Annotated in this window: 16 protein-coding genes and 1 tRNA gene; 10 read left to right on the forward strand and 7 right to left on the reverse strand. The window is 63.3% G+C overall.

The window, feature by feature from the left end:
* Positions 1–62 precede the first annotated feature (62 nt).
* From rimO to YU3_RS0128375, 3 genes are all read right to left on the reverse strand, one after another.
* A complete protein-coding gene (rimO, locus tag YU3_RS0128365) occupies positions 63–1,376 on the reverse strand; it encodes a 30S ribosomal protein S12 methylthiotransferase RimO (RefSeq protein WP_027169397.1) in 1,314 nt (437 codons plus the stop codon).
* Positions 1,377–1,655: 279 nt separating this feature from the next.
* Positions 1,656–2,342 carry a TerC family protein gene (locus tag YU3_RS0128370; RefSeq protein ID WP_027169398.1) on the reverse strand — a complete coding sequence of 229 codons (687 nt, stop codon included), beginning with the start codon at positions 2,340–2,342 and terminating at the stop codon, positions 1,656–1,658.
* Between the two features lie 270 nt (positions 2,343–2,612).
* Positions 2,613–3,020 carry a DUF930 domain-containing protein gene (locus YU3_RS0128375; RefSeq protein WP_036259756.1) on the reverse strand — a complete coding sequence of 136 codons (408 nt, stop codon included), beginning with the start codon at positions 3,018–3,020 and terminating at the stop codon, positions 2,613–2,615.
* A gap of 504 nt (positions 3,021–3,524) precedes the next feature.
* Between YU3_RS0128375 and YU3_RS37640 the strand changes: the two genes are divergently transcribed.
* Both YU3_RS37640 and YU3_RS39795 read left to right on the forward strand, forming a co-directional pair.
* Complete coding sequence (locus YU3_RS37640) at positions 3,525–10,427, forward strand: hypothetical protein (RefSeq protein WP_036259760.1); 6,903 nt, start codon at positions 3,525–3,527, stop codon at positions 10,425–10,427.
* Positions 10,428–10,547: 120 nt separating this feature from the next.
* A complete protein-coding gene (locus YU3_RS39795) occupies positions 10,548–10,925 on the forward strand; it encodes a phospholipid-binding protein (RefSeq protein ID WP_084508366.1) in 378 nt (125 codons plus the stop codon).
* A 209-nt stretch (positions 10,926–11,134) separates the two neighbouring features.
* Here YU3_RS39795 and YU3_RS0128390 read toward each other — a convergent pair whose 3' ends face one another.
* Complete coding sequence (locus YU3_RS0128390) at positions 11,135–11,485, reverse strand: hypothetical protein (RefSeq protein ID WP_027169400.1); 351 nt, start codon at positions 11,483–11,485, stop codon at positions 11,135–11,137.
* A 953-nt stretch (positions 11,486–12,438) separates the two neighbouring features.
* Positions 12,439–12,528, reverse strand: a tRNA-Ser gene (locus YU3_RS0128395).
* A gap of 574 nt (positions 12,529–13,102) precedes the next feature.
* Between YU3_RS0128395 and YU3_RS0128405 the strand changes: the two genes are divergently transcribed.
* The 7 genes from YU3_RS0128405 to YU3_RS0128435 all read left to right on the forward strand — a co-directional run bounded on the left by YU3_RS0128405 (position 13,103) and on the right by YU3_RS0128435 (position 20,722).
* On the forward strand, positions 13,103–14,365 hold the full coding sequence (locus tag YU3_RS0128405; protein WP_027169401.1) for a septal ring lytic transglycosylase RlpA family protein: 1,263 nt from the start codon (positions 13,103–13,105) through the stop codon (positions 14,363–14,365).
* Positions 14,366–14,494: 129 nt separating this feature from the next.
* Positions 14,495–15,673, forward strand: a complete 1,179-nt coding sequence (locus YU3_RS0128410) for a D-alanyl-D-alanine carboxypeptidase family protein (RefSeq protein WP_027169402.1) — start codon at positions 14,495–14,497, stop codon at positions 15,671–15,673.
* Positions 15,674–15,745: 72 nt separating this feature from the next.
* Positions 15,746–16,420: a dTMP kinase gene (gene tmk, locus YU3_RS0128415; protein ID WP_027169403.1), complete on the forward strand. Its 675-nt coding sequence runs from the start codon at positions 15,746–15,748 to the stop codon at positions 16,418–16,420.
* Positions 16,417–17,472 carry a DNA polymerase III subunit delta' gene (locus tag YU3_RS0128420; RefSeq protein WP_027169404.1) on the forward strand — a complete coding sequence of 352 codons (1,056 nt, stop codon included), beginning with the start codon at positions 16,417–16,419 and terminating at the stop codon, positions 17,470–17,472. Before tmk ends, YU3_RS0128420 begins: the two co-directional genes overlap by 4 nt.
* A gap of 83 nt (positions 17,473–17,555) precedes the next feature.
* Positions 17,556–19,106 (forward strand): methionine--tRNA ligase, encoded by a 1,551-nt coding sequence (gene metG / locus YU3_RS0128425; protein ID WP_027169405.1) that lies wholly within the window; start codon positions 17,556–17,558, stop codon positions 19,104–19,106.
* A complete protein-coding gene (locus tag YU3_RS0128430; protein ID WP_027169406.1) occupies positions 19,106–19,900 on the forward strand; it encodes a TatD family hydrolase in 795 nt (264 codons plus the stop codon). The genes metG and YU3_RS0128430 overlap by 1 nt, the downstream gene beginning before the upstream one ends.
* A gap of 3 nt (positions 19,901–19,903) precedes the next feature.
* Positions 19,904–20,722 carry an MBL fold metallo-hydrolase gene (locus tag YU3_RS0128435; protein WP_027169407.1) on the forward strand — a complete coding sequence of 273 codons (819 nt, stop codon included), beginning with the start codon at positions 19,904–19,906 and terminating at the stop codon, positions 20,720–20,722.
* Between the two features lie 54 nt (positions 20,723–20,776).
* Here the strand turns inward: YU3_RS0128435 and YU3_RS0128440 are convergent, their stop codons facing one another.
* Positions 20,777–21,439 (reverse strand): glutathione S-transferase family protein, encoded by a 663-nt coding sequence (locus YU3_RS0128440; protein ID WP_027169408.1) that lies wholly within the window; start codon positions 21,437–21,439, stop codon positions 20,777–20,779.
* A gap of 262 nt (positions 21,440–21,701) precedes the next feature.
* Between YU3_RS0128440 and YU3_RS0128445 the strand changes: the two genes are divergently transcribed.
* Positions 21,702–23,126, forward strand: coding sequence for an ISNCY family transposase (locus YU3_RS0128445; protein ID WP_027168525.1), 1,425 nt, complete (start codon positions 21,702–21,704; stop codon positions 23,124–23,126).
* Positions 23,127–23,146: 20 nt separating this feature from the next.
* Here the strand turns inward: YU3_RS0128445 and YU3_RS0128450 are convergent, their stop codons facing one another.
* Positions 23,147–23,491: a hypothetical protein gene (locus YU3_RS0128450; RefSeq protein WP_036259349.1), complete on the reverse strand. Its 345-nt coding sequence runs from the start codon at positions 23,489–23,491 to the stop codon at positions 23,147–23,149.
* Between the last annotated feature and the right edge of the window lie 228 nt (positions 23,492–23,719).

Here is a 23,719-nt window from a genome sequence, read left to right on the forward strand (position 1 = left end):
AACGCAAAAAGGGCGCCGCGCGGCGCCCTTTTTATTCGCGGTGCTTTTCTTCGCGAGAACGCTCAGACGGCCGATCCGTAGAGGTCGTAAGCGTCGGCGCGGTCGATCTTGACCGTCACGATCTCGCCGGCGCGCAGCGGCCGCCGCGACTGGATGTGCACCGAGCCGTCGATCTCCGGCGCGTCATATTTGGTGCGGCCCTTGGCCGATATGCCATGTGCCTCGTCGATCAGCACCGGCAGGCGCTTGCCGACTTTTTTGGCCAACTGCGCAGCAGAAATCTTCTGTTGGCGCTGCATGAAACGGTGCCAGCGCGCTTCCTTGACCTCCTGCGGCACCTGCTCAAGGCCGAGATCGTTGGAACGCGCGCCCTTGACCGGCTCGTATTTGAAGCAGCCGGCGCGGTCGATTTTCGCCTCGTCCAACCAGTCGAGCAGCATCTGGAAATCGTCTTCCGTCTCGCCGGGGAAGCCGACGATGAAGGTCGAGCGGATCGCGAGATCGGGGCAGACTTCGCGCCAGCCGCGGATGCGCTCCAGCGTCTTTTCGCCATGGGCGGGACGGCGCATGTTCTTCAGCACCTGCGGCGAGGCATGCTGGAACGGGATGTCGAGATAGGGAAGGATCCTGCCCTCCGCCATCAGCGGAATGACGTCGGCGACATGCGGGTAGGGATACACGTAGTGCATGCGTATCCAGATGCCTAGCTTGCCGAGCTCCTCGGCGAGGTCGAGGAATTTCGCCCGCACCTCGCGATCGCCGAACATCGACGTCTGGTACTTGATGTCGATGCCGTAGGCGCTGGTGTCCTGCGAGATAACAAGGATTTCCTTGACCCCTGCCTTGGCGAGCTTTTCGGCTTCGCGCAGCACATCCGCCGCCGGCCGCGAGACGAGATCGCCACGCAGCGCCGGGATGATGCAGAAGGTGCAGCGGTTGTTGCAGCCCTCGGAAATCTTCAGATAGGCGTAGTGGCGCGGGGTCAGCTTCACGCCTTGCGGCGGCAGCAGGTCGACATAGGGATCATGGCTCGGCGGAGCCGCCTCATGCACCGCCGCCATCACGCTCTCATAAGCCTGCGGGCCGGTGATCGCCAGCACATTGGGGTGCTTTTCGCGAATGACCTCCGGCTCGGCGCCGAGGCAGCCGGTGACGATGACGCGGCCGTTCTCCGAAAGGGCCGAGCCGATGGCGTTGAGCGACTCGTCACGCGCGGAATCGAGGAAGCCGCAGGTGTTGACCACGACAAGGTCGGCGCCATCATGCTTGCGCGCGATCTCGTAGCCCTCGGCGCGCAGCCGCGTGATGATGCGCTCGGAATCGACGAGCGCTTTCGGGCATCCAAGACTGACGAAGCTGACGCGTGGGGCGGACATAAACTTGTTTTCCAAGAGGTGATAGTGAGATCGAGGATTTGAGCCTCAGGCTCTGAAGATCGATCTGCGGTGCGGCTTTGAGCCGTTTCGCGGCGCAATAGCATGCTTCGGCAGAGAAGCAAACCTGCCTCTCGGCCAGGACGGGGCGATGCGGCGGCCGTTCGCCCTGAAAGAATGCTAGAGCGTTTCACCGTTTCACGGAAACGGCGAACCGCTCTATCTCTTTGTTTTGACGCAATTCCGGACGGAAAACCGTTACACACTTTTCCTGGAATTGCTCTAGTGGCCGCCCGAACCGAACCAGGGCGCCAGGAAAGCGAAATGGTCGGGAAACTGCTGCACGGCGCCTCCCAGAAGCATGTTCACGGCGACGTAGAGGATGATCGCGAGGCCGATATAGGCGATCCAGCGGTATTTGTGCAGCAGGCGCGCGACGAAGGACGCGGCAAAGCCCATCAGAGCGATAGACAAAGCCAGTCCGATGATCAGCACGGTCGGATGGTTCATAGCGGCACCCGCGACGGCGAGCACATTGTCGAGCGACATCGAGACGTCGGCAATCACGATCTGCCAGGCCGCCTGAGAGAAGGTCTTGCGCCGCGCTTTGCCGGCGATTTTGCCATCCTTATCGTAGTCGCCGTTAGACAGCGCTTCGGTCGCGTCGCGCTCATCCTCGTGGCTGACGCGCAGTTCGCGCCACATCTTCCAGCACACCCACAGAAGCAGCAGTCCGCCAGCGATGAGCAGCATCGGGCCGATGCTCAGCAGCCATTGCGTGATCAGGGCAAAGCCGATGCGCAGGACGGTGGCCGCCGCGATGCCGACAAGGATGGCGCGCTTGCGCTGATCCGCAGGAAGGCCGGCTGCCGCGAGGCCGATCACAATCGCGTTGTCACCGGCGAGGGCGAGATCGATTGCGACTACCTGGAGGAGAGCTGAAAGGCCTGCGGCAGTTAATATTTCCATCGACTAGAAATCCTTGCCTGAAATGAGCGTAGCCCTTTGCCCGACGGGCCTAAAGGCATGGTCCACCGGCGTCAAGACACAGGCTTGGACATCGCCGGAAAACAACACTGCCGGCACAAGCCCCAAGGATTTCGGGTGGTTGCCGGCAAGGGGCAAGGCCGAAAACCTAACGCGCGTCGCGCTGAAACGGATTCAGGCGACGCGCTTTACGTCCTTGTTTTGATGCATGTCGTTGTCCCAGAGCCGCTGCACACTTCTGGGCGACATGCATTAGTCGTAGAGATTATATCTGGCCCAGTCGGATTCCGGGATCTCGTCGCCGATCTTGTAGCGAAACTGCAGCACCTGCATGTGGTCCGGCCCGGTCTGGCACTTGAACTTCAGCCGGTACCATTGGCCCTTGCTGCGGAAGGCGGCGCCGGAGCTCTTGATGGCGTCGGCGCTCATCTGCGGCGTGGCGAAGGCGTAGGCCACGACGCGGTCGGCCTTGTAGTTGCGATCGTCGTGACTGATGCGGTCGAGCACCTCGGCATCACACCGCTGCTCAAGGCGAGTCTGCGGGTCGAGTTTCAACAGGCCGGCGCGCAATGCATTGTCCATCGCCTTGGCCGGCCAAACCAGCGCCAGCGACGCCAGAACCATCAGGCTGAGTTTTTTCATGGGCGCGAGAAGCAGCATGTTTTGTCCGAGAAATCAAATAAACGCTGCTTCACCGATCGTTGAACCGCGAGTGCTGCGTGGGGCGCCATATCAGTTCCGACCGAACACAGCCGCCATGCACCACTGGCGGCTACGATTTGCAGAATCGCCAGCAAGCGTGGAATGTTCGTGTCGCCGTTGGGGTCGTCACGGCGTGCTTTCTGCAGCAGGGCCACGATATGCCCAGAAAAAGTCAGCCCGATGGCCTGCCTCCGATGTACCTGCGCGGAGTGGCATTCGGTTGCATGGCAGGGCCGGCCCACCCATCGTCATTTCGAATTCCGTGGCAGGAAAAGCCGGAAAATCCAAATGATTCAATACTTTCCGCGGCGATGGAACACACACCGCATTACTTGGCGGCTATAACAAATCCGCGAGCTCGACCGCTGGCTGGCAGTTGCAGCGAAGTTGACAAGGCGCTTCCCTTGGGTCACGCCATGGCCAGACGGGGACGGGCTGGACGGCCCGGGGGGACTGGCGGCAATGGCGAAGATCGAGACGGCCAACAGGTCGAGGTTCGGCCTTGGACGGACGTTGCGCGCCTATGGCCCCGTCCCAACTGCAGTTGCCGCCGTCGCGGCCTCGTTGCTGTTGTTCGCCCCAGAGGCCACGCTGGCCGCGGTCGTCGTGGGCAGTCAGGTACATAACCCTGACACCGACGCGCTGGAAACGGTGGTCAAGGATCTCGGTTCTGGCTGGGCGCTAACGTCGATCACCGTCGGTTCGGTTACCGAATACAATGCGATCCTGGTCGACCCACCAGCCCTTAACTCCACCTATGTGTCGGGTGGCGCAACCTACAAAGTCGACAGCTATATCCTGAACTCGACCACCAATCTCATCACCGGGATCAACGTCACCAATCAGACGGATTCGAACCATCCGACGTCGGTTGTAGACGCTTTCAAGCCGAATATTTTCGACAATAGCGGGGCAGCCGGCACCGCCGGCAATGGCGGCAGCAGCAGCAACGCCGATGGCGCAGTCTATGTCAACCGGCAGGTCGGCACCCAAGGCTCGGGCGGCAGCAATGGCTATGGCGTCCATATCGACCTGGGAATCCTCGGCAGCATCACCATCGGCTATGACGGCTCCGATGGCAGCCCCGGCGGCAACGGCCCGACCGTCGACGTCACGCTGGTCGGCGGCGTCAATGGTCCCTATGGCAACAACACCGACAACACGCCCGCCGTCACCGTCGCCAGCATCGGCGGCAATGGTGGCAATGGCGGCGATGCCTATGGCGCGCTCGGCCCCTATGATGGTGGCGCGGCAGGCGCCGGCGGGACAGTCACGCTGAACAATTCGGTGAACCTGACCACCGGCGGCACCAACTCGCCGGGCATCTTTGCGCTCAGCAAGGGCGGCAAGGGCGGCAACGGCGGCGATGGCTATATCCTCAGCCCGAGCGGTTCGGGCGGCCCGGCAACGACCGGTGGCCCGGTCACCGTCGTCAACAGCGGCCACATCATCACGACCGGCCAGAAGTCGCCCGGCATCCTCGCCCAGTCGATCGGCGGCGCCGGCGGCACCGGCGGCGACAGCTTCGGCATCGTCGGCCTGCCCGGTTCGGCGACCTCGGGGGGTAATGGCGGCACGGTCACCGTCACCAACAGCGGCGTCATCGAAACGTCGCAGAAGGAATCGCACGGCATCTGGGCGCAGTCGCTCGGCGGCAGCGGCGGTAATGCCGGCGATGCCGGCGGTATCGTCGCGCTTGGCGGCAAGCTCGGCGGCGGGGGCGGCACCGGTTCCACCGTCACGGTGAACAACAACGCCGGCGGCGACATCACCACCCATGGCACCGGCGCCTATGGCATTTTCGCCCAATCGATCGGCGGCGGGGGCGGCGCGGCAGGCGATGTCGGCGGCCTCGTCGCTATCGGCGGCACAGGCGCGGCAGGTGGTGATGGCGGCACCGTCGTCGTCAACAATGCGGCCGGGACCACCATCATAACCTATGGTGGCACCAATCCCGACGCCCATGACGTCGGCGCCGACGCGATCGTGGCTCAGTCGATCGGCGGCGGCGGCGGCTCGGGTTCGAGTGGCGGCGGCCTCGTCGCCATCGGCGGCGACGGTTCCGCTGGCGGCATCGGCGGCTCCGTCACCGTCACCAATGACGGCACGCTCATCACCATAGGCCCGAAGGCACGCGGTATCTTCGCCCAGTCGGTCGGCGGCGGCGGCGGCAATGGCGGCGACAGCGGCGGCCTCGTTGCCATCGGCGGCGCCGGCAGCGCCACCAGCAATGGCGGTACCGTCACGGTCAACAATACCGGCCGCATCACCACCGTCGGCACTGCTATCCAGGCGGAATCGATCGGCGGCGGCGGCGGCGACGGCGGCTCCAGCGGCGGCCTTTTCTCCATCGGCGGTTCGGGCGGCGGCGGCGGCGACGGCCTCAAGGTCACCGTCAATTCCTCAGGTTACCTGACCACAAGCGGCGACAATTCCGTCGGCATCCTCGCGCAGTCGCTGGGCGGCGGCGGCGGCAATGGCGGCGGCTCGTATTCTGTGGGGGCACCGATCTCGATCGCCATCGGCGGTGCCGGCGACAAGGGCGGCGACGGCGGATCGGTCGAGGTCAACCACGTGGCGACGCCGGGCAATCTCAGCGGCCTCCTCGCCTCCGACATCAGCACCGGCACGCGCACCACCAACGGCCAGGGCCAAACCATCGTCACCGGCGCCCAGGCCTATGGCGTCTTTGCGCAGTCGGTCGGCGGCGGCGGCGGCAGGGGAGGTCTTGCGGTCTCGGTCGCGAACGGCACCTCCGGCGCCGGCGCAAGTTTCGCGCTCGGCGGCAAGGGCGGTCCCGGCGGCGATGGCAAGGACGTAACCGTCAACTACAAGGGCGACATCACCACCCAAGGCGACGGCGCCTACGGCATTTTCGCGCAGAGCGTCGGCGGCGGCGGCGGCGATGGCGGCGGCGCAGTCGCGGTGAGTGGCGGCGGCGCGTTCAGTTTCGGTCTCGCCATGGGTGGCGCTGCCGGCGTCGGAGGCATCGGCGACATCGTAAACGTCAACACCACGGGCGGCACGATCGAGACCTACGGCCTCCAGGCCTATGGCATCTTCGCGCAGTCGGTCGGCGGCGGTGGCGGCAATGGCGGCTTTGCCGGCGGCGGCACGATCGGCGCGGTTGCGCTGACCGTTACCCTCGGCGGCAAGGGTGCCGAGGGTGGTCTCGCCAAGGCTGTTACCGTCAACAACGCCTCGACGATCATCACCCATGCAGACGGCTCGATCGGCATCAACGCGCAAAGCCTCGGCGGCGGCGGCGGCAATGGCGGCTTCTCCATTGCCGGCGCGCTCGCGGTCGGCGCGATATCGGCCGCTATCGGTGGCGATGCCGGCGACGGCAGCAGCGGCGGCACCGTCACGGTCAGCAACCAGGGTGACATCAGCACCACGGGTATCAAGGCTTACGGCATCTTCGCGCAGTCTGTCGGCGGCGGCGGCGGCAATGGCGGCGGGGCGATCGCTTTCTCGCTCGCGGTTTCGCCCGATCCTGAAGAGATTCCGGCGGTCGCCGTTTCGGTCGCGGTCGGCGGCAGCGGCGGCGCAGGCAGCATCGGCGACACCGTGCATGTCACCAATGGCGGCAACATTACCACCCACGGCACCGAAGCCCACGGCATCTGGGCGCAATCTGTCGGCGGCGGCGGCGGCACCGGCGGCTACGCCGGATCGGGCTCCGGCTCAATGGGGCCAGGCGCCAACATATCGGTCGCCGTCGGCGGCACGGGCGGGACAGGCGGGAACGGCGGCGCCGTCATCGTCGATGCAGGCAAGGACGCGCTCGGGGCGACCGTCGCCGGCTCTACCATCACCACTTGGGGCCTTGGCGCCGACGGCATCAGGGCACAATCGATTGGCGGCGGTGGCGGCGACGGCGGCTTCGCGATTGGTGTCAACCTAGGCATCAACAACAGCAACCTGCCGCTCGCGTCGATCGGCGTCACGGTGGGTGGCCAGGGCGCGCTTGGCGGCGACGGTTCGAGCGCGACGGTCAACAACTGGTCCGTCATCCGGACCTATGGCGACAATTCGGCCGGCATCTACGCGCAGAGCGCTGGCGGCGGCGGCGGCGATGGCGGCAACGCGATCACGGCGGTCGGAAGCTGGGCCAACGCGACCAGCTCGAGCGCACAGAATACCAACATCTCCGTGGCTATCGGCGGCAATGGCGCCCTGGCGGGCGACGGCAAGGACGTCACCGTCAACAATCACGGAAACATCGAGACCGGCCGCATCACCACCAACACTGATATCGCCGGCGATACGGTGACCACCGGTAACAGCGCCTATGGCATCTTCGCGCAATCGATCGGCGGCGGCGGTGGCATTGGCGGCCGCGCCAATTCGATCAACGTGCTGGTCGGCAAGGGCGAGGCTCCCAAGGATGCGCTGATAAACGTCGCCATGTCGGTCGCGGTCGGCGGTCAGGGCGGCGCGGCCGGTGACGGCGGACACGTGAGCGTCACCAATGATGGCAGCATCACGACCAACGGTTCGCTTGCCGACGGCATCTATGCGCAGAGCGTGGGTGGCGGCGGTGGCGCGGGTGGCAACGGCATCCTCGGCACGGACGAGCTGATCCCGGTCCCAGCGGCGCTGATCGCCAACGTGCTGTTCGGCAAGACCAAGATTTACAGCTCTCTCGGTGCAGCCGTTGGCGGCAATGGCGGCGGGTCGGGCATTGGCGGCCTTGTCGAGGTCACCAATGCCGGCAACATCACCACGAAGGGCAGTAATTCCAACGGCATCTTCGCCCAGTCGGTGGGCGGCGGCGGCGGCGTCGGCGGCAAGGCCAATATCGGCGCCACCGGTACGGTCGGTGTCGGCGGCAAGGGCGCCAGCGGCGGCGACGGCGGCATCGTCCACGTCATCAACAATGGCAACGGCAAGATCGAGACCTTCGGCGCGGCCTCCAACGGCATCTTCGCGCAGTCGGTGGGCGGCGGCGGCGGCGTCGCCGGCAATGTCGATCGCGTGCTGGCGAACGGACTGGGGCCGGTCCCGGCACTCAACCTCGGCATCGGCTTGGCTTTCGGCCAGGGCGGCGGCAATGGCGGCTCGGGCAAGGATGTCACCGTCGAGGGCAACGGGGCGATCATCACCCATGGCTCGTCCTCGGCCGGCATCTTCGCCCAGTCGGTGGGCGGCGGCGGCGGCATCCTCGGCACGCTCGGCAACGAACTGATCCCGGGTATCCACACCGTCACGAACTGGGCCGTCGGCAGCAATGGCGATGCCGGCGATTCCGGCATCGTTCACGTCAACTATGCCGGCACGATCGACACCTATGGCGACAGCTCCATCGGCATCTTCGCCCAGAGCAATGGCGGCAAGAAGGATATGACACAGAGCTATCTTGGCACGGCCGGCAACGTTACCGTAGATTTGACCGGCTCGGTCATCACCCATGCGGCAGGCACAGACGCCATCGTTGCACAGAGCAAGGCCGTGGAAGGCAATGGCGACATTGCCATCAACTTGACGAGCGCCACCGGCAAGGTTGTGGGCGGCACCACCGACGCAAGCCATGTCGGCGTCGGCGTCTGGATCATCGACGGCAACAACAACACGATCAGCAACAAGGGCACGATCACGACCGCGAGCGGCACGGCCGGCGGCTGGGCGATCCTTTCCGGCGATGCCAAGGAGGCGGTCACCAATTACGGCACGGTCACCGGCTCCTTCGATCTCGGCGCCGGCGCCAACAGCTTCACCAACGCGGTCAACGCCACCTTCAATGCCGGCGCCGACGCCAAGCTCGGCGCCGGCAACCTCTTCGCCGACAGCGGCTATTTCTCGCCGGGCGGCGACAACAATGTGATGACGAGCAATCTCGTCGGCAATTGGAACCAGGCCTCGAGCGGCGCCTACAAGCTCGACGTCGACCTCGATCCGCAAGCCGACCTCATCAACGTCACGGGCACGGCGGATCTCGGTGGCGCTGTCGATCTCAACATCATGGACGCGGCCGCGGCGAAACCCGGAAGCCAAACGTTCCACATCCTGCACGCCGATGGCGGTGTCTCGCAGACCGGACTGGAGTTGAGTTCGATCGCAAGCGCGGTCGCGCAATATCAGTTGCAATATCCGGACCTTAACAATGTCTATCTTGGCGTCGACATCAATTTCGCCCCAACTGGCCTGACCGAGAACCAGATCCCGGTCGCGAACGCCGTCAACGCCATTCAGACCGACGCGACCTCGCCGAATTTCAAGAAGATCGCCGAGGCGCTGTTCTACATCCCGACGGTCGAGCAGCTTGGCGCCGTCTACGATTCGATCTCGGGCGAGGGGGTTTCCGGGTTCGAGCAACCGGAATTCGGTGCCTATGAAAGCTTCTTTGCCTCGATCGGCCGCCAGGCTGATTTCTGGCGCACCGGCCTCGGCACCGACCCGACGGACCAGACGGTCCCGCCGCAGGCCTATGACGAACCGACGAAGCCCAAGAAGGATCCGTTCAAGGCCATGCAGCCAGACCAGCGGCGCTGGAGTTATTGGGCGAGCGCCGGCGGCAATGGCGGCGAGATCGGCGGCGATGCCGCTGTGGGCAGTGCCGGCACCGTCTACAAGGGTGGCAACCTTGCGGCGGGCATGGAGACCGTTGGCGATCCCGACACACTGGTGGGCTTCGCCCTGGGTGGCTCGGCGGGTTCATTTGCCGTCGATGACCGACAGACTTCGGGCAACATCGTCGGCGCGCAGGCCGGCGCCTATGTCGCGCATAAATGGGACCAGTTCTATATCGACGGCGCGCTTGCCTTCGGCCTCTACAACAACAACATCCACCGCGCCACGGCCGTGCCCGGCTCGGACTCGCCGATCGACCCGGTGGCCGGTGTGACGCCCGAGAACTGGCGCAGCAATTTCCTGAGTGCCGGCTTCGGCACCAACATCGAGGCCGGCTGGCGGCAGCAGGTGGGTGGGGGCGCCATCACGCCTTTCGCCGGGCTGCAGTTCGCATTCCTGTCGATGGACGCTTTCGACGAAACGTCGCTCGGCGGCGGCGCGTTGGGCCTGAGCTTCGATCACCGCGTCATCACCTCGCTGCCGGTCTCGCTCGGCCTGCAGCTCGACACCACGATCGGCATCGGCGACGGCCAGTCGCTGCAGGCCTGGGGCCGCGCGGCCTGGGTGCATGAGTTCGAGCCGGACCGCTCGGTGAAGCCAAGCTTCCAGGCGGCGCCCGGCACCTCCTTCGTCATCCAGGGTGCTTCGGCAGCCGAAGACGCGGTTGCCGTCAATGCCGGTCTGAAGATGAACTGGAGCAACAACACCTCAATGTTCGCCGCCTTCGACGGGAAGTTCGGCGATGGCTTGCAGAGCTATGGCGGCGATGTCGGCTTCAAGCTGAATTGGTAGGGGCGCAGAGAGGTCTGCTCCAAAAACCGCTGGCGAAGAGCGGCAGACGGAGTGCCTCTCGAACGGCTGTGGTATCCGCCGGTGTTACGTTTTCTTTCGTGGTTCAAAACTGAGGAAATTATGAAAAGACTGTTGCTTGCGCTTGGGTTTGCGATCGTCGCGTCGGATGCATTCGCCTCCGGTATGGGCGTTTCATTCGCATGGGGTCCGACCAAAAAATGCTTCGACCCGAAATCGCCGCCGATAACAGTGTCCGGCGTGCCCCAGGGAACGGCAAAACTCCAAATAAGAATGACGGACAGCAGCTCGTCCTACGACCATGGCGGCGGAACAGTCGTTTACAAGGGGCAAGCATCGCTGCCCTATGGGGCGTTCCGGTACAAAGGACCGTGCCCGGACAGCGGAACCCATTTCTACAATATCACCGTCAAGGCGATGGATTCGTCGGGAAAAGTTTTGGCGAGCGGTTCCGCGTCCCAGCCATTTTCCTCGAAATAGAGACCGGACCGTCCCAAACGGCCGGACGGGTCGCCGTGGCCTTCCGTCCAGAATTGCGTAGAAACAAAGAGCGGTAAGGCGTTTCCATAAAACGCGGTGACACTCTAAAGCGCGTCGCGCCGAAACGGATTCAGGCGACGCGCTTTGAGTCTTTGTTTTGATGCATGTCGTTGTCCCAGAACCGCTGCGCACCTTCCGGGCGACATGCCTTAGGACGCAGGCTCAGTGAGGAAGGGCATGATGTCCACGCCGTCTCCTGGAAAGACCGAGAAATGTGGGTGGTTCTCGAAGAGGCGGGCTGCAGCCTCTATCGTCTCCGCCTCAACGACAATGTAGCCGCAAAAGGCGTTTACGGCGTCGGCGATGCCTTCCTTGGTTACCCGCTTCGTCTTGCCGACCATCCCCCCGCGATCGGGGAACGACGCGGCATTCTTGTCCTCCCAGTCCGACCACTGCTTCAACCCGATGGCGTCTATCGCGTCCTGCTCGGATTTGGGCAGGTTTCGAAAGCGGGCGAGATCTTCGGGCTTCATGGTATAGACGGCGAGAAAGCGAGGCATGTGGCGCGCGCTCATGCTGGCGGAAAGACATACCAGCCTAGACTCGCTTTCGGTCGAAGTCACCCCGGCAGATCCGGTTCCGCGCAAGGCCATGAGCGCGGTTCGCCATGCTACTCGGAAGAATGGGAGGCCGGCGGCGATATCGGACGATAAATAGAGGGCAAATGGCGAAGGGAGTGGCCGTCGAATAGATGTGGCCAAGCTGTTGCTTTCACATCACATTTTTCTTTTGGCTCGACAAAAGTATTCGGCCTTATACCCGGCCCTTGTTTAAATGCGTCTAACGACTTCGCGCGATTGAACCGGTACCCATCGGTGCGAAGAAACACGTCCACCTATATCTCTGATAGGTCTCGAAATTCATATGGGGGGTGACCGTTCGATAGAACGTCATAAGACGCTCGCAAATATGATACCGATCATCGGCCGCCTCCTGGACACGCTCTCTCGGGATAAACCACTCCGGTTCTTGTGGCTCATTCATGTAGGCGGGGCGAGGCGATCTGACGTAATAGCCGTCTTTCGTCTGCCTTATGTCGCTGGCGTTGATTGGATGACAATCTTTGTTGCCGCAGCAGTTATAATGAAGAACGGGATCGGTCCTGCCGGTATACCAATCATGGGCGTCCGCATGACCGCCCAGGGCAAGCCACATCAATGCTATATGATTTTGCGAAAGCCTCATGGAAGCCCCTCGCATCAAAGATAGCATTTTAGAAACAGCTAATCTACGTGCCGACCAAGTTCCGTCACCCGAACGCCGCGCTTCCCCTTGGGCCGGCTACAGCAAGCACTCCTTCATGGCCTGTACGAGATCATCGTGGCTTTTCAAGCCGGCGAGCCGGTCTGACCGACCAACAGCGCCGCAGAGCGCACGTGGAGGAGATCGATCTTCGCTAGCCGCAAATTTAGAAATGCCTTTGTGTGAACTGTGGTTAAGTGGCTGTATTTATTGGCGGAGGGAGTGGGATTCGAACCCACGGTGAACTTGCGCCCACGCCGGTTTTCAAGACCGGTGCCTTAAACCGCTCGGCCATCCCTCCATCGTGATCCTTCACGAGGCGCTCCGTCCTGTTTGGCCCAAAGGCCGTGCCGACAGGATCGAGAGCGCCCATGCTCTAGTGCGATGCGCAAAGATCTGTCAATCGCAAGAAATGGCTCAATCATTGTTTGCGAGGGCCGGGACAGCGGCAGAAAGCCGGTCCGATGCATTGACAATGCCGCAGAGACCCCGTCAATCTCGACCTGCCAATGTTCCAAAGGGGGAAATTATGAAGAAGATCTACGAGAAGCCGGTTTTGACGAAGCGCCAGAAGCTTTCGCACGTTGTGGCCACCGCATCGCCGGTGCCGCAATAACAAGCTGGGGGCTTGGGCCTCCCACGAAGCCTCGATAGCTCGCGGCGCATGGTGCTCGAAACCAGCCGCTATTGCCAACTTCGTGTGGGCACCTCCAGCTTCGGCGCCTCTCGCCATAATCTCGCCCTGTTGCGGCCATAATCGATTAACATCGTGATAAACAATTCCTGTGCAAAAGGGATTGGGGATCAAGGTGTTGTTGGCATTTGACGGACGCTTGGCTCCGTCAGGTGGCGGCACGGTAGGGGACAATCGAAACATGCAGACTTCGGCGCGCCCGCGTCTCCGTCGCGCTTCTGCCTTCGCCTTGTGCGCCCTTTCGGGCCTGCTTTTGGCTGCTTGCGCTTCGCAGCCCGAGCCGAAGGGCATGGTCCACAAGAAGACCCGCTCCAAGGAATATTTCGCCGAATCCGAATATGGCGTGAAGGCGAGCCCGCGCGTTGACTTCATGCGCCGTGGCGGCGGCCGCGACCAACTCGGCAAGCCCTACCAGGTGCGCGGCAAGTGGTATTATCCCAAGGAAGACAGGAACTACGCCAAGGTCGGCCTGGCCTCATGGTATGGCGATGCCTTCCACGGCCGTCTGACCGCCAATGGCGAAGTCTACGACATGACGCATCTGACGGCGGCGCATCCGACGATGCCTCTGCCGAGCTATGCCCGCGTTACCAATATTGAGACCGGCAGCTCGGTGATCGTGCGCGTCAACGACCGCGGTCCCTACCATGAAGGGCGCATCATCGACGTCTCCGAACGCGCCGCGCAGATGCTCGACTATGACAAGGTCGGCACGGCCAAGGTCAAAGTGGAATATGTCGGGCGCGCGCCGCTCGACGGCGATGACGACCAGTATCTGGTGGCCTCTTACCACCCCGGCAACAACCGGCCGGATCCGTCGGACGGCCTGCCGACCGGCGTGATGGTGGCCATGAACGGCCCATCGCCGAGCATACCGGTCGGCGCGCCGCCGGCCGCCGTGCCGTTTCCCGGCCAGTTGACCAATTCGGGGCAAGCCTTTGCCGCACAGCCGGGCCTGTCGGAGCAGCCGACAGTGCAACCGGCGGCATTCTCGGTGCAGGGCGCCAGCGATGTCGTGCTGCCCGATTTCGGACCGATCGTGCCGGAACGGCCGGACGTCGGCCTTCCGCCGAACTCGCCGTTCGCCATGGCTTCGCTGTCCTATGTGGATGAACGGGTGCGGCGCGCCGATGTCTTTGCCGCGCTCGATACCGGCGGCATGTCGCCGGCCGATATCCTGCAGTCATGGAAGAAATCCAACCGCCAGGAACAGGCGCCCGGATCCGACTACGTCGCCGCCGGTTCCTTCGACCAAGCAGTCGAGGCAAAGCGCGTGGCCACGGCGCTCGAGCCGTTCGGCCGGACCGAGATCCAGCGCACCGAGCTCGAAGGCAACGACTGGTACGCGGTCAATGTCTATCCGGACGGGCACGGCAGCATCGACGACCTGCTCCAGGCAGCCTGGTCGCATGGCGCGCCGGACGCGCTGGCTGTGCGTAACTGATCAAATTCGCGCTGCCCGTTGATCCAGTCGGAAAAACCCTGATAGCTTGACCGCGGGGTAGTCTTTGCGCAATTCCGGCGGAAAACCGCTCGGCACATTCCGGTGTTGCTCAGATTGGGTCGAGATTTCATGCAATTGCGCATTTTTCCGCCTTTCGCCAGCCTTCTGGGATTGGCGCTGATACTGTTTTGCGCCGTTCCGGCGAGTGCGCAGCTTTTCGAGACCAAGGCGACGCAGGCGTTCATGATCGATGCCGATACCGGCACGGTGCTCTTCGCCAAGGATCCCGACAAGCCTATCCCGCCGGCATCGATGGCCAAGCTGATGACGATGGAAATGGTCTTCAACGCCATCAAGTCGAAGCGCATGACACTCGACGACACTTTTGTCGTCAGCGAGAACGCCTGGCGCACCGGCGGCGCGCCGTCCGGGACCTCGACCATGTTCGCCAAGCTCAAATCCGCGGTCCGCGTCGAGGATCTGATCCAGGGCGTCACCGTGCAGGCCGCCAATGACGGCTGTATCGTGCTTGCCGAGGGCATGGCGGGCTCGGAGGCGAATTTCGCCGCGCAGATGACGGATCGCGCCCGTCAGCTCGGCCTCCAAAAATCGACCTTCGTCAACTCGACCGGCCTGCCGGCCGACGGCCAGCAGACGACGGTGCGGGAGCTGACCATGCTGGCGCTGCATCTGTGGCGCGACTATCCCGAGTTCTTCCATTATTACGGCCAGCCGGACTTCACCTGGAACAAGATCGCGCAAAGGAACCGCAATCCGCTGATCGCCATGGGCATCGAAGCCGACGGCTTCGTCGCCGGCGCCAGCGAGCAGGCAGGCTTCGGTCTGGTCGGCACCGTCAGCCACAACGGCACGCGCGTGATCGCGGCGCTCGCCGGCCTGGCGAACGACCGCGAACGCTCCGAGGAGGCGCGCAAGCTGCTCGAGTGGGGTTCGCGCTCGTTCCAGAAGACCGAGATCTTCGCCAAGGACGAGGTGGTCGGCGAAGCGCAGGTCTTCGGCGGCGCCAAGTCCGGCCTGGCCTTGAAAGCAAAAGGTCCGGTGGACATATTCCTGCCGATAGCCAATCGCGACAAGCTGACCGCCAGGATCGTCTATCAGGGTCCGGTGGCGGCACCAGTAGAAGAGGGGCAACCAGTCGGGGAACTGCGCGTTTGGATAGGCGACACGCTCAGCCAGCAGACGCCGCTTTATGCCGCCGAGTCGGTGAAAGTGGGCACGCTGCCGCAGCGTGCGCTCGACGCAGCCAAGGAACTCGCTGTCGGCTGGCTGCGCCAGAAACATTTGTGATCGGGCAAGTTCGTGGACCTTTTGTCGGACGGGAGCTATGACAGCGGCCAGCACGGGCAGAGGCAGTCTCGATTGGCGAGCGGATTTTTCATCACCTTCGAAGGCGGCGAAGGAGCAGGCAAGTCGACGCAGATCGAGCGGCTGGCGCGGCGCATGCGCGCCAAGAAATACGAGGTGCTGGTCACCCGCGAGCCAGGTGGGTCGCCCGGCGCCGAGGCGGTAAGGCATGTGCTTCTGTCCGGGGCGGCCGAGCCGTTCGGCCCGAAAATGGAGGCTATCCTGTTCGCTGCCGCGCGCTCGGATCATGTCGAGCAGGTCATCCGGCCGGCGGTGGAGCGCGGTTCGATTGTGCTGTGCGACCGCTTCATCGATTCCTCGCGCGTCTACCAGGGCGTCACCGGCGGTCTCGATGCCGATTTCATGAAGGCGCTGGAAGCGGTGGCCATCAACGGCATGATGCCGGACATGACGCTGATCTTCGACATCGATCCCGTTGAAGGCCTGAAGCGGGCCGCCGCGCGGCGCGGCGCCGGCGATGCCGCCGACCGTTTCGAGAAGGAGACCTTGGACATCCACCGGCGCCGGCGCGAGGCCTTCCTGGCCATCGCCGAGGCGGAACCGGAACGGTGCATCGTCATCGACGCTTCCGCCGATCCCGATACGGTGGAGAATGTCGTCACCGCCGCCGTCTTCACGGCGCTGGAAGAGCGGACGCCGGCGCAGAGGAAACAGACGGCGCCGGCATGATCTTCGAACGCATCGCCCCAGAACAGCATGACACGCTGGACGGTGTGCCGGAGCCCTCCGAAACGCCGCGGCTCATCGGTCATGCCCAGACGGCAAACATGCTCGCCGCCGCCTATCGCTCAGGCAAGCTGCCGCATGCGCTGATTTTTGCCGGGCCGCACGGCATCGGCAAGGCGACGCTTGCGTTCCACCTGGCGCACCATCTTCTGAAAAATCCGGATTTCAAGGTGGCGCCCGATACGCTCGCCGTTCCCGATCCGGCTTCCTCGCTGTCTCGCCAGATTGCCACAGGCGCGCATCCTTCGGTGCTGCATCTCACCCGTCCGGCCAACGAAAAGACCAAGAGCTTCAAGACGGTGCTGACCGTCGACGAGATCCGCAAGGTCAGCCGCTTCCTGTCGATGACCTCGCATGACGGCAGCTACCGCATCGTCATCGTTGATCCGGCCGACGACATGAACACCAATGCCGCCAATGCCTTGCTCAAGAATCTCGAAGAGCCGCCGGCGCGCACCCTGTTCATCCTGGTCGTGCACGCGCCGGGCAGCCTGTTGCCGACGATCCGCTCTCGCTGCCAGATGGTGCGGCTGGCGCCTTTAGCCGCCGACGAGTTGATGGCGGTGCTGGAAAATGTCGAGCCGCCGCCGCCGGACGATCCGGCCGCGCGCGCAGCGCTTGCCGAGCGGGCAGGGGGCAGCGCCCGCAACGCGATCCTGCTTACCCAATATGGCGGGCTGGAGATCGCCGGCGCGCTCGACACGCTGGTGGCGGCCGGAAAGCCGGACATTGCGGGCGCCCACCGACTTGCCGAGGCTGTGGCGGGGCGCGACCAGGCGATCCAGTTCGATATCTTCAACCGTCGCGCGCTCGACCTGCTTTCGGCCGCCGCCAGCGAAGCGGCGCTGGCCGGCGACCTCGCCAGGGCCAAAACCTTGTCGGAGGCTTGGCACGAGGCGCTAAACACGATATCTGAGGCCGAAACCTACAATCTCGACAAGAAGCAGCACGCCCTGACCATGATCGACCGCCTGAATTCTGTGATGCGAATGTGACGGCCTCATCAGGATGGCAATCGCCGTCCCGATGCGATATCCACCGCCACAACTCACATTCAGACATTCATGACGGTTCATTCATGTCACGCGACACATTCTACATCACGACAGCGATTTCCTATCCGAACGGCAAGCCGCATATAGGCCATGCCTATGAGCTGATCGCCACCGACGCGCTTGCCCGCTTCCAGCGGCTCGATGGCAAGCAAGTGTTCTTCCTGACCGGCACCGACGAGCATGGCATCAAGATGCTGCAGACGGCGCGCAAGGAAGGGATCACGGCGCGCGAGCTCGCCGACCGCAACTCGGCCGAGTTCAAGCGCATGGCCGCCGCGTTCAACACTTCCAACGACGATTTCATCCGCACCACCGAGGAGCGGCATTATGCGTCCTCGCAGGCGATCTGGAAGGCGATGGCCGCCAATGGCGACATCTACAAGGGCGGCTATGCCGGCTGGTATTCGGTGCGCGACGAGGCCTATTACGGCGAGGAAGAGACCGAGGTACGCGCCGACAATGTGCGCTATGGGCCGCAGGGAACGCCTGTCGAATGGGTCGAAGAAGAGAGCTATTTCTTCCGGCTATCGGCCTACCAGGACAGGCTGATTGCGCTCTACGAGGGCCAACCCGATTTCATCGGTCCGGCCGAGCGCCGCAACGAAGTAATGAGGTTCGTTAAATCGGGGCTGAAGGACCTGTCGGTCTCGCGCACCACTTTCGACTGGGGCGTGCCGGTGCCGGGCGACGAGAAACATGTGATGTATGTGTGGGTCGATGCCTTGACCAATTACATCACCGGCGTCGGCTATCCCGATGAAAAAGATGAGAAATGGCGCTTCTGGCCGGCCGATGCGCACATCATCGGCAAGGACATCGTGCGCTTCCACGCCATCTATTGGCCGGCCTTTCTGATGTCGGCCGGAATTGCGTTGCCGAAGCGCGTTTTCGGCCACGGTTTCCTGTTCAACCGCGGCGAGAAGATGTCGAAGTCGGTCGGCAACGTCATCGACCCGTTCACCATGGTGGAGCATTACGGTGTCGACCAGGTGCGCTATTTCTTCCTGCGCGAGGTGCCGTTCGGCCAGGACGGCAACTACAGCCATGAAGCGATCGTCAACCGCACCAACGCCGACCTCGCCAACGGCCTCGGCAACCTGGCGCAGCGCTCGCTGTCGATGATCGCCAAGAACTGCGGCGGCAAGGTGCCGAAGCGCGGCGACCTTACCGAAGCCGACACGGCGATCCTGGACCAGGCCGTCGAGGCACTTGCCATCTCCCGCAGGGCGATGGCGGAGCAAGGCATCCACCTGGCGCTGGCGGCGATCTTCGGCGTGGTGGCGGAAGCCGACCGTTATTTCGCGTCCCAGGAACCTTGGGCGCTGCGCAAGACCAATCCGGAGCGCATGGAAACCGTGCTGTGGACGACAGCCGAGGTCGTGCGTCGGGTAACCGTGCTTTGCCAGCCCTTCATTCCCGGGTCGGCCGCCAAGCTGCTCGACCTGTTGGCCGTGCCGGCGGACAAGCGCGCTTTCGAGCACGTCCATGCCGACCACGCGCTGGTGCCGGGCACCGCGCTGCCGGCGCCCGAGGGCGTGTTCCCGCGTTATGTCGAGCAGGATGGCAACGCCTGATGCTGGTCGACAGCCATTGCCATCTAGACTTTCCGGACTTCGCCGAGGAGCGGGCGGCTGTCGTCGCCCGCGCCCTCGCTGCCGGGATCGGCCGCATGGTGACCATTTCGACGAGGGTGAAGCGTTTTGAGCAAATCCTTCAAATCGCTGAAACTTTCGACGAGGTGTATTGCTCGGTCGGGACCCATCCGCACAATGCCGCGGAAGAGCTTGACGTCACCGCCGACGAGCTGGTGCGGCTTTCCGGTCATCCAAAGGTGGTGGCGATCGGGGAAGCCGGGCTCGACTATTTCTACGACCATGCGCCGCGCGATGCGCAGGCTGAAAGCTTCCGCACCCACATTGCCGCCGCGCGCCGGACCGGCCTGCCGCTGGTCATCCATGCGCGCGATGCCGACGACGACATGGCGTCGATCCTCGAGGACGAAACAGGGAAGGGCGCCTTCCCCTTCATTCTGCACTGTTTTTCGTCCGGACGCAGGCTTGCCGAAGTCGGTGTGGCGCTGGGAGGCTATGTCTCCTTTTCCGGCATCCTGACCTTCAAGAATTCCGCCGAGCTGCGCGCCATCGCCGCCGGCGTGCCGCGCGACCGGCTGCTGGTCGAGACCGACGCGCCCTACCTCGCGCCGATCCCGCACCGGGGAAAACGCAACGAACCGGCCTATGTGGCGAACACGGCGAAGGTGCTCGCCGAGACGATCGGCGTCAGCGAAGCCGAGATCGCCGATATCACCACCGGGAACTTCTTTCAGCTGTTCACCAAGATGCCGCGTCCGGACATGACGGCAGGCTGAGGCATGGGCGACCGGCTGCGCTTCACCGTTCTTGGCTGCGGCTCATCGCCCGGCACGCCGCGCATCACCGGCGACTGGGGCAATTGCGATCCCGGCAATCCGAAGAACCGGCGCATGCGCACGGCAGCCTTGGTCGAGCGGATTGCCGCCAACGGCGCGCGCACCACGGTCGTCGTCGACACCGGGCCGGATTTCCGCCAGCAGATGCTGATGGCTTCGGTCAGGCGTATCGACGCCGTCGTCTACACCCATCCGCATGCCGACCACATCCACGGCATCGACGATTTGCGCGGCTACGTGCACGACCAGCGGCACAGGATCGACATCCACGCCGACGAGCCGACCATGCTGCGGCTGCGCCAGGCTTTCGGCTATTGCTTCGAGACGCCGCCCGGCAGCTCGTATCCGCCGATCGTCGATGCCCATATCATCCATCACGCCAGGCCGGTGGTGATCGAAGGCGAGGGGGGCGCCCTCACCCTCGAGCCGCTGCCGCAATTCCATGGCGACATCATCTCGCTGGGCTTCCGCATTGGCGGGCTTGCCTACTGCCCTGATATCAGCGGTTTCCCGGACGCTAGCGTCGAGCGTTTGGGCGACCTCGACATGCTGGTGATCGACGCGCTCCAGTACAACACCCATCCCAGCCATCTGTCGCTCGGCCAGGCGCTGGGCTGGATCGAGAAACTGGCTCCGAAGAAGGCCGTGCTGACGCATATGCATGTGCCGCTGGACTACGCCGTCGTCATGGCCGAGACGCCGGAGCATGTGGTGCCGGCCTATGACGGCATGGTGATTGAAATTCCTTACGAGTCAGAGTGATAGCGAAGATTGCTCAGTTGACGGTGCAGCTTATCGTCCACTCAGCCGTGAGAGTCATTCGGGGATTTCTGCAAGGGGCACTCCGCTGCGCTCGGCGCAAAGGCTACGCGTGCGCTGCCACGCGGGGCGCGCGAGAGCCCTCGCGTAGTATGCGTTCAGCTGGGGATGGGATTCGAGAAGATCGGTCTTGCCGACTTGGCGCAGGACGGTGGCGAGGAGAATGTCGGCCACGGTGAACGTCTCGCAAGCTATCCACTCGCGGCCTTCGAGCCGGTGCTCCAGCCGGGCAAACCAGCGGCAGGCCTCCTCGACGAGCACTGCCCGCCGCTCGACGGCACCCACGCCGCCCATGCCCGCGTCGATCCCATCGATCTGAGACAGCGGCCGCTCGACGGTAGCCAGCGCGGCAAAGCACCATTGCAGGACTTGCATACGTCCGGTGAAGTCGGCGGGAATCAGCCTGCCAGCCTTCTCGGCAAGATAGAGAACAATCGCGCCTGACTCGGCAACGATGACACCATCGTCATCAATGACAGGCACCTGGCGAAAGGCGCTGACCCGGCTATATGCCGGGCTGTCTAGCTCGCCGGCGATGAAGTCGAGGGCATGAAATCGATAGGGCAACCCGATTTCCTCAAGCGCCCATTGGGCACGCAGATCGCGACCATAGCCAAGCATCTCAGGATAAACACGTCCGAAGCCATAAAGCGTGATCATGGACCCTCCAATACGTTTAAGACGCGAGGAAAAGGTCGGATCCTACATTCGCTTCGGATTCAACGCATCAATTTCGCCAAGTGAAAGTTCCATAATCTATCTTATGCGACTTTTATTTGTAGCAGCCATTTAGTAATGCGACAGTTGCCCCAGTTAGAGATGCGACACTTCCTGCTTCCGAGACTGGTCAACATGAAGCTGGAAAGGAAGGCTGGCGACTTCACAGAGCCTGGCGTGAGACCAGGCCCATTGCGGAGCCGTCATGCCTTTGGTCACCTTGTCGCAAAAAGAGCTGCATCGTCTCGAAGCCATCCAGAAGATCCGCGACCGACGGCTGAGCGTCGTCCAGGCGGCTGAGCTCCTTCATCTCAGCCGCAGTCAGGTTCACCGGCTGTTGCAGGCCTATGGCCAGGACGGCGCCGGCGGCCTGGCCTCGAAGAAGCGCGGCCGACCGAGCAATCGCCGCCATGATGAGAACTTCCGCAACACCGCATTGGATCTGGTGCGCGATCGCTACCGGGACTTCGGCCCGACGCTTGCCCGCGAGAAGCTGCTTGAGTGGCACCAGATCGCCGTCAGCACCGAGACGCTACGCAAATGGATGACGGAAGCCGGCATCTGGACATCGCGCCGGGAGCGCAAGAAGCAGCTTCACCAGCCACGGGGCCGGCGCGACTGCCTCGGCGAGTTGGTGCAGATCGATGGCTCGCACCATTGGTGGTTCGAGAACCGCGGTCCCAAATGCGCCCTGCTCGTCTACATCGATGACGCGACCGGCAAGCTGCTGCATCTGCGCTTTGCCGGTTCCGAGAACACGTTCGACTATCTGATCGCCACGAAGGCGTATTTGCAGGAATGGGGCAAACCGATCTCCTTCTACAGCGACAAACATGGCGTCTTCCGCACGACGCATGGTTCGGAGAAGGATCGAACGACTGGCCTGACGCAGTTCGGCCGTGCGCTGTACGAACTGAACATCGACATCATTTGCGCCAACAGCCCGCAGGCCAAGGGCCGCGTCGAGCGCGCCAACCAGACGCTGCAAGACCGGCTTGTGAAGGAGCTGCGCCTGCGCGGAATCAGCACGATCGAGGCGGCCAATGCCTATGCGGCGGAGTTCGCCGCCGACTTCAATCTCCGCTTCGGCAAGCAGCCGCGCAATCCGAAGGACATGCACCGTCCCCTCGCCGAGCATGAGAATCTGGACAGCGCCATGTGTCGCAAGGAGTTCCGCACGCTGTCGCAAGCCTTGACGCTGCGCTATGACAAGGTGCTGTTCATCCTCGATCCGAGCGCCTTTGCGAAGAGCCTGGCCGGCAAGAAGGTGGTGGTCTGCGATTATCCCGACGGCCGGCTTGAGATCATGGATGGCAGCACGTCCCTTCCCTACAGGACATTTGACAAGCTGCGCTCGGTTCACAGATCGGAGATTGTCGAGAACAAGCGCCTAGACGAAGCGCTTGCAATGGTGGCCGAGATGCAGGCTGGCCGCGATCTTCAGCGCAGCCAGCACGGGCCGCGCCGCACCGGCCAGGCGAACCACATGTTCGGCATTCCCGACGGCAGCCAGGGCAACGGTTATGTGAAGCGCGGCCGCAAGCCCGGCAAGAGGACGGATTTCATGAACGATCCCGCCGTCATCGCACGGCGTGAACAGGCGCTGGCAAGGCTGGAAGCTGCGGAATGAGATTTGCGCCAGAAGGGTGGCTAACGGACTTTCGGACGATGTCCTTTCTGGCCGCTGTTATACCAGACAAGGCGGGCTGGCGGTTCGCCGCTGACGGTTTGCAGGGTTGCCCCGCTCTCACGCAGCTTCCTCCGGAAGCGCGAACCGTTCCGGGCTCCCCAAACGGCGAGATAAGCCTCTTCGGTCGCTTCATCGCGGTAGTAAGCCGAGCCTCCAAAGGCAGCTTCAAGCCCCTGCTCGCCTTTCATTCCGCCACCGCCAAATACCGAGACGACGAGATCAATTGGCGCAGCGGTCACGACCGTCTCGCTCTTGGCGAATTGACGAGCACGGAAAACGTGTATCGGAATGGGCTGGGTCACCATCGCAAGCTGCCATGGCAGGCCGAATGTCCGCAAGGGGCCGGACCCCATTCATGTCGTTGACAGGCTCTCAAAGCTAAAGCCGGGGAGCTTGGCTTAACCGCCCCCGATCGGGCTGCGCAACCCCCACCAGCTGACGCCCGATCGGGCGCTTGCGTCGGTGCCAGGCGGCACGTCACTGTCGCATCTCTAACTTGCCGGCGATGTCGCGTCTCTAAATCGCTTTGACAT

The organism is Mesorhizobium sp. WSM3224, assembly GCF_000427725.1.
Taxonomy (GTDB): domain Bacteria; phylum Pseudomonadota; class Alphaproteobacteria; order Rhizobiales; family Rhizobiaceae; genus Mesorhizobium.